The 6,902-nt window shown below is 48.0% G+C and carries 7 protein-coding genes; 6 read left to right on the top strand and 1 reads right to left on the bottom strand.

The features are described 5' to 3' along the window. From isdE to L696_RS0113300, 4 genes are all read left to right on the top strand, one after another. Window positions 1–708: heme ABC transporter substrate-binding protein IsdE (gene isdE / locus L696_RS0113315; RefSeq protein ID WP_025684076.1), on the top strand; the 708-nt coding region annotated here is incomplete at its 5' end. A 14-nt stretch (window positions 709–722) separates the two neighbouring features. Further along, window positions 723–1,706 carry a FecCD family ABC transporter permease gene (locus tag L696_RS0113310; RefSeq protein ID WP_025684074.1) on the top strand — a complete coding sequence of 328 codons (984 nt, stop codon included), beginning with the start codon at window positions 723–725 and terminating at the stop codon, window positions 1,704–1,706. Further along, window positions 1,696–2,499 carry an ABC transporter ATP-binding protein gene (locus tag L696_RS0113305; RefSeq protein ID WP_025684073.1) on the top strand — a complete coding sequence of 268 codons (804 nt, stop codon included), beginning with the start codon at window positions 1,696–1,698 and terminating at the stop codon, window positions 2,497–2,499. The genes L696_RS0113310 and L696_RS0113305 overlap by 11 nt, the downstream gene beginning before the upstream one ends. Window positions 2,500–2,756: 257 nt before the next feature. Next, complete coding sequence (locus L696_RS0113300; RefSeq protein ID WP_025684072.1) at window positions 2,757–4,385, top strand: ABC-F family ATP-binding cassette domain-containing protein; 1,629 nt, start codon at window positions 2,757–2,759, stop codon at window positions 4,383–4,385. A gap of 176 nt (window positions 4,386–4,561) precedes the next feature. Here L696_RS0113300 and L696_RS0113295 read toward each other — a convergent pair whose 3' ends face one another. Further along, window positions 4,562–4,747, bottom strand: a complete 186-nt coding sequence (locus L696_RS0113295; protein WP_013311941.1) for a hypothetical protein — start codon at window positions 4,745–4,747, stop codon at window positions 4,562–4,564. Window positions 4,748–5,218: 471 nt separating this feature from the next. Between L696_RS0113295 and L696_RS0113290 the strand changes: the two genes are divergently transcribed. Together L696_RS0113290 and L696_RS0113285 are read left to right on the top strand one after the other, a co-directional pair. After that, window positions 5,219–6,088, top strand: a complete 870-nt coding sequence (locus tag L696_RS0113290) for a cation diffusion facilitator family transporter (protein WP_025684071.1) — start codon at window positions 5,219–5,221, stop codon at window positions 6,086–6,088. Window positions 6,089–6,279: 191 nt separating this feature from the next. Continuing rightward, the coding region (locus tag L696_RS0113285; RefSeq protein ID WP_025684077.1) for an SH3 domain-containing protein at window positions 6,280–6,902 on the top strand (623 nt) is incomplete at its 3' end.

Below are 6,902 nucleotides of genomic sequence, written 5' to 3'. Positions count from 1 at the left end.
GGAAAGCCGACAAGCATGAAAGTACTGCCTGACCGTTACAAGGATGTACCTGATGTGGGTAATCCGATGAGTCCTGATATGGAAAAGGTGATGTCGTTGAAGCCGACGGATGTACTGTCGGTCACGACACTAAAATATGATTTGGAGCCTAAATTTAAGGACTTGAAAATCAATGCCGAATTTTTGGATTTTGAAAGTCTCGCGAATATGCAAAAAGAAATTCAAAAGCTGGGAGACACGTTCGGCAAAGCCGAAAAGGCCAAGGAGATTAATGGAGCCTTGGACGCCAAAGTAGCCGAGATTCAGCAAAAGATCAAGGGGAAGAAGTCCCCTAAAGTGTTGATTTTGCTGGGGGTACCGGGAAGCTATCTGGTGGCTACCGAGCATTCCTATATTGGGGATCTGGTTAAAATTGCAGGCGGAACAAATGTGGTTCAGGGCGAGAAGGTGGAGTTTATTGCCCACAATACCGAAGCCTTGCAACAGTCCAATCCCGATATTATTTTGCGTGCTGCACACGGGATGCCGGATGAAGTGGTCAAAATGTTCGACGAAGAGTTCAAAACCAATGATATTTGGAAACATTTTAACGCTGTGAAAAACGGACACGTCTATGATCTGCCTGAGCCGCTGTTTGGAACAACAGGAAATTTGGCGGCAAACTCGGCGCTGGATGAGCTAGTGAAAATGTTGTATCCTTCGAATTAAAGGAAGCTGATGACATGTCGAAAAAAGGTTGGAGCTTTATCGTTGTAATCGTCTTGCTCATCGGTGTCATTCTCTATTCAGCGATGACCGGTAGTCTCAAGGTGAATTTGAGTCAATTGGTGACCGGATTGTGGACAGGTACGGATAATCAGGTCAATGTGGTTAAGGATCTGCGACTACCGAGAATTATCGTAGCCGTGATGGCGGGAGCTGCGCTTGCGGTGGCGGGTGTTTTGCTGCAAGCCGTGATGAAAAACCCGCTGGCGGATGCCGGGGTTATCGGTATTTCTTCGGGAGCGGCTTTGGTTTCGCTGATTGCGGTTACGATCTTTCCGGCGCTCTATTTCTGGATGCCCTTCTTTTCTTTTATTGGTGGTGCGCTGGCCTGCCTGATGGTCTACGGATTTTCATGGAAATCCGGCCTGCATCCGATTCGTCTGATCTTGATCGGAGTCGCTGTGAATGCGATTTTTTCGGGTCTGGGGCAGTCGTTTAACTATCGGGGGAGTTATGCGGTCACCAGCATTAATCAGGTTACAACCTCAACCTTGTCCATGAAAAAATGGGTCGATGTCGAGGTTATTGTGACCTATGGCGGGATTGGGCTGATTTTAGCCATGCTCGTGTTCTCCTGGTGCAATTTTTTGTCTTTGCAAGATAAAACGGCTAAAAACCTGGGATTCAATGTGACGCGTGCGCGGCTTTTGATTTCCGTCATTGCGGTGCTGCTTGCGGCAACGGCTACAGCCATTGCTGGAGTTATTGCCTTTATCGGCCTGCTCGTTCCGCATTGTGCCCGCTACTTGGTGGGTTCGGATCACAAGTGGTTGATTCCGTTCTCCGCCTTGTGCGGGGGGCTGCTGCTACTGCTTGCGGATACACTGGGCCGAACGGTACTTGCTCCCAATGAAATTCCGGCTTCCATTATTATGGCCGTCATTGGCGGGCCGTTCCTGATATTCCTGATCAGAAAGGCGGATCGCACCTATGGACATTAAGGATATTACCTTTTCATATGACCGTAAAACGGATCGTCTTCACGCCATCAATGCTGTCATTGAGCCGGGACGGATTACGACCATCATTGGTCCCAACGGCTGTGGCAAATCGACGCTGCTTAGCGTCATGTCGAACAATGCGGCTCCCCGCCTGGGTCAGGTGATTTTGGACGGTAAAGAGATTGTCCACTACAAGCCCAAGGAGCTAGCCCGTCAACTGGCGGTGGTTCATCAGCAGAATGAGGCACCCTCTGACCTGACCGTAGAAAAGCTCATCAGCTTCGGAAGACTCCCGCATAAGAACATGTTCACAGCAAGACGTGACGAGGACGAGCAGGCGGTCGAATGGGCGATAGCCTGTACGAATCTGGAGGAACGCAGAACACGCACGCTGGACCAGCTATCCGGGGGAGAAAGGCAACGTGTATGGATTGCAATGGCCTTGGCACAACGGACACCGATTTTATTTTTGGATGAGCCGACCACCTATCTGGATATGTACTACCAGCTTGAAATTTTGGAACTCATCCGGCAGTTAAATCAGGAACACGGCCTGACGATTGTAATGGTGCTGCATGATATCAATCAGGCTATTCGTTATAGCGACGTTATGATTGCCATGAAGGAAGGGCGCATTATAACGAACGGTCCGCCCGCTAAGGTCGTCACATCTGATATGATTCAGGCAGTATACGGCGTGGAAGTAGTCGTAAGACATGACGCTGAGGCGGGAATGTATCTTATTCCGATTGGTGTGGGAGCTTCCGTACATTTACAAGCACAGGGAGTGTAGATACTGCCTGCTGAATGGCTCGTCTGTCTCCTGGTGGCATCGAATTTGGAAACAAGAAAAAATGGTTCTGACCCGCGTTTTTGTCAGGAGACAATCGTGGGGATGGAAGCATTTTTTATTTTGTTTTTAGAATATCGACGAGGTTTCAGGGTTGTTCGGTTCACACACGGTTCGAATCCGATCCGTTGTGTGTTATACTATTGCCGTCGGTAATTTTGTGATTAGCACTTTACTAATGATAAGGATGGTATGCTCATATGATCAGTACAAGCGGCGTAACGCTTCGTTATGGTAAACGCCCACTTTTTGAAGACGTAAATATCAAATTTACTCCTGGGAACTGCTACGGCCTGATTGGGGCGAATGGCGCGGGCAAATCCACCTTTTTGAAAATTCTTTCCGGTGAAATCGAAGCCAATTCAGGTGAGGTTCACATGACACCGGGCGAACGGATGGCAGTGCTCAAGCAGAACCATTACGAATACGATGAATTCCCGGTTCTGGAAACCGTTATTATGGGCCATACGCGTCTGTATGAAATCATGAAGGAAAAAGATTCGCTGTACGCTAAATCGGAATTCACAGAGGCAGACGGCCTGCGTGCCGGCGAGCTTGAAGGTGAATTTGCGGAGCTGAACGGATGGGATGCCGAGCCGGATGCGGCTTCATTGCTGATCGGTCTTGGTATTCCGCGCGACCTGCATGACAAGAACATGTCTGAGCTGAGCGGTAATGACAAGGTACGTGTTTTGCTGGCTCAAGCGTTGTTTGGTCGTCCGAATAACTTGCTGCTCGATGAGCCTACCAACCATTTGGATCTCGAATCCATTCAATGGCTGGAAAATTTCTTGATGGACTATGAAGGCACCGTCATCGTCGTATCCCATGATCGTCACTTCCTGAACAAGGTATGTACACATATTGCGGATATTGATTTTGGCAAAATCCAGATGTACGTCGGCAACTACGACTTCTGGTATGAGTCCAGCCAGCTTGCGCTTGCCTTGACTCGTGATGCCAACAAGAAAAAGGAAGAGAAGATCAAGGAACTGCAAGCCTTTATTCAGCGCTTTTCCGCGAATGCTTCCAAGTCCAAACAGGCTACTTCACGTAAAAAACAACTGGATAAAATTACGCTGGACGATATTCGTCCGTCGAACCGTAAATATCCGTTCCTGAACTTCAAGCCCGAACGCGAAGCGGGCAAACAACTCCTGACGGTAGACCGTCTCAGCAAATCCATTGAAGGCGAGCAAGTGCTGAATGAGTTCAGTCTGGTTGTGAACAAAGGCGATAAAATCGCGTTTGTCGGCCCGAACGGTTTGCCTAAATCAACGCTCTTTCAGGTATTGATGAACGAAACGGATGCGGATAGCGGTGAATTCTCTTGGGGGATTACCACCACTCAGGCTTATTTCCCGAAAGACAATTCCACCTATTTTGAAGGTGTGGATATGAATCTCGTGGAATGGCTGCGCCAATATTCCAAGGATCAGGACGAAACGTTCCTGCGTGGCTTCCTGGGACGTATGCTCTTCTCAGGTGAAGAAGCGCTTAAGAAAGCAAGCGTGCTGTCCGGAGGCGAGAAGGTTCGCTGTATGCTGGCCAAGATGATGCTGAACGGCGCCAATGTGCTGCTGCTGGATGAACCGACCAATCACTTGGATCTGGAATCCATTACAGCGCTGAACAATGGTCTGATCGACTTTGACGGTACCGTGTTGTTTACATCTCATGACCATCAGTTCATTCAAACTATCGCGAACCGTATCGTGGAAATTACGCCAAACGGTGTAATCGACCGTACGATGAGCTATGATGAATACTTGGAAAACGATGAAATCGCAAAATTGCGTGAACGTATGTATCCGGTAGAAATCGGCTAAAAACCAGCTAATTTCAGTAAATAGATAAACGAAAAGAGGAGCTCCTTCAGGCCATTTATGATGGCGGGGGAGACTCCTCTTTTTCGTTTGCGCCATTACCAATGGCTTACACCGCCAGGGCTACAGGGCAAAGATAATCCTGCCTGAGTCCGGTGCAGTTAGCCTAACGGGTTGGCTTATGATCCGCCTGTACGACGGCGTTGGTTGTTCGGCTTCTTCGTATTTTGGCTTTTCAGTGTTTTGGCGGAACCGCCTTGAAAGCCGCCCTGCTGTGAAGCGCCGGACTGCTGTTTTTTTTGTGCCAGCTTTTCCCGAATGGCATCTGCGAGATTAACTTTACGTGGTTCATTAGCATCGCTCATGAATAAATTCCTCCTGTTGCCGCCAAATTCATGTCAATCATGCTGGATTGAAGGAAAACGCGGCTGTGTCCCCATTTTATACGTTTTTAAAAGAAGGGACAAGGGCAACAATGATAACATGACGACGGGGCGGACCGGAAGAGGGAATGCCTATTTTTTGCATAAAGGAAAAAATGTTTTATATCCCCTACAGGAATGGGGCTTGGCAATACTTTTTCGTTGTTCCTACAGCGATGCGGAGCGGAAAGACTGTTTCTCTAGACCCACACAAAGATCGTCTGCTATCCTGAAAATAACCGTTACCCGAAGGCAAATGGTTAGTTTTAGGGCAGCTACGCTGCTGTTTTTATTTTTGGGTTGGCACAGTATGAAACGGTATAAGTGTTTATCCTGACTTTTATGGTTCTCCCGTGACTATGGTGGTGAGATCGTTCTGTCGGGAACTTTAATTTTGAAGGAGTGTTCCCCGTTGTGGTGAATGTATATGATGAAATACGAAAAGGTGAGCGAGGAGCATGGGTGAGCATTATCGCCTACCTATTTCTGTCTGCCTTTAAGCTGATTAGCGGATATATATTTGCTTCCAGTGCGTTGCTGGCCGATGGATTTAACAATGTCACTGATATTGTGGTGTCCGTTGCCGTACTGATCGGTCTGCGAATATCTCAAAAACCGCCGGACTCCGACCATGCCTATGGACATTTTAGAGCGGAAACGATAGCGGCGTTGCTGGCATCCTTTATTATGACTGTCGTCGGTCTTCAGGTGCTTATTGGCGGGATCGGAAGTATTTTCAGAGGGGGCAAGCAGACACCTGATATCACTTCTGCGGGAGTAGCGGTAATATGTGCAATCATTATGCTGGGAGTATACATGTACAACAACAGACTGGCCCGGAAAATTAACAACAAGGCGTTACTGGCGGCAGCCAAGGATAACCTGTCAGATGCGCTCGTCAGTATCGGTGCAGCGGTTGGTATTATTGGTGCACAGTTTGGTTTGCCATGGCTGGATACGGTTGCGGCGATAGCGGTAGGATTTATGATCTGTAAAACGGCGTGGGATATTTTCAAGGACTCTACACACAGCCTGACGGATGGTTTTGATGAACAGGAGCTGTCAGACTTACGTAGTACGATTGCTCATATACCCGGTGTAGAGGGGATTCGTGATGTCAAGGCACGGGTACACGGCAATCATGCTTTGGTGGATGTTGTCATAGAGGTGAACCCGCAACTCAGCTTGATTGAAGGACATCGGATCAGCGACCGGATTGAGGAACGCCTGCAAGAGGTTCATAATACGATGCATGTTCATGTCCATGTGGAACCCAAATTATAGAATATTTATTTAATAATTAGTGGTAAAAATGACTTTAGACCTATGTATAAAAGGTGTGTGTGCTGCCTTTTGTGACGTTTGGATTATATCTCTCTTCCTGTTGCTTTTACTATAATGAAAGCATGTCCGGCTATATTCGTCGGAATTGGACTTGCTCTTTAAATTCGTAAAAACAGCCAGGAGGTGCAACATTGAGAAGACGCGTGTTGGGAATGCTCATGACGTCAGCCGCGCTGTTGGCAGCAATTCATGTGACTTTTCCGGGTCAGGTTGACGCAGCGGCATCGACAGCATCTACCGGACAGAAGGCGGTTATTCAAGCGGCAGTAAAGCTTAGATCCGGCCCTTCGACTACGAGAGATGTAGTCAGCTTTATGAAGCAGGGAGAGGCCGTAACGGTATTAGAGAAAACAAACAGCTATTGGTATAAGATCAAGACGTCTGATGGGGTAACTGGATACACAAGCAGCTCCGACAAGTACATAAAAGTAGGCGCTACCAGCGTCGCTGCTGCTGTCACCGAGCCTGCCGTCCGTAAACCGGAGGCCAAAGAAGTGCTTAAAACTAACAGTTCAGCTAAAGAGGCTCCAGCCTCAGTGAGTAGTTCTGCCAGTCAAATGAAAGCTACGATTCAAATGTCCGTTCGTTTGCGGGCGGAGGCATCCACTTCATCCGAGGTTTTGGGCTATTTGAATGCAGGAGATATCGTCACCATTACAGATCCAAGTAACGCCTATTGGTTTAAGATTACCAATGCTGATGGCACGGTGGGCTATGTCAGCTCGTCTCCACAGTATATTCGTATTGGTGAGGG

The organism is Paenibacillus maysiensis (assembly GCF_000520815.1).
Lineage (GTDB): Bacteria > Bacillota > Bacilli > Paenibacillales > Paenibacillaceae > Paenibacillus > Paenibacillus maysiensis.
The sequence above is the reverse complement of the archived record's forward strand: the minus strand, read 5'-3'. Positions and strand labels throughout refer to the sequence as shown.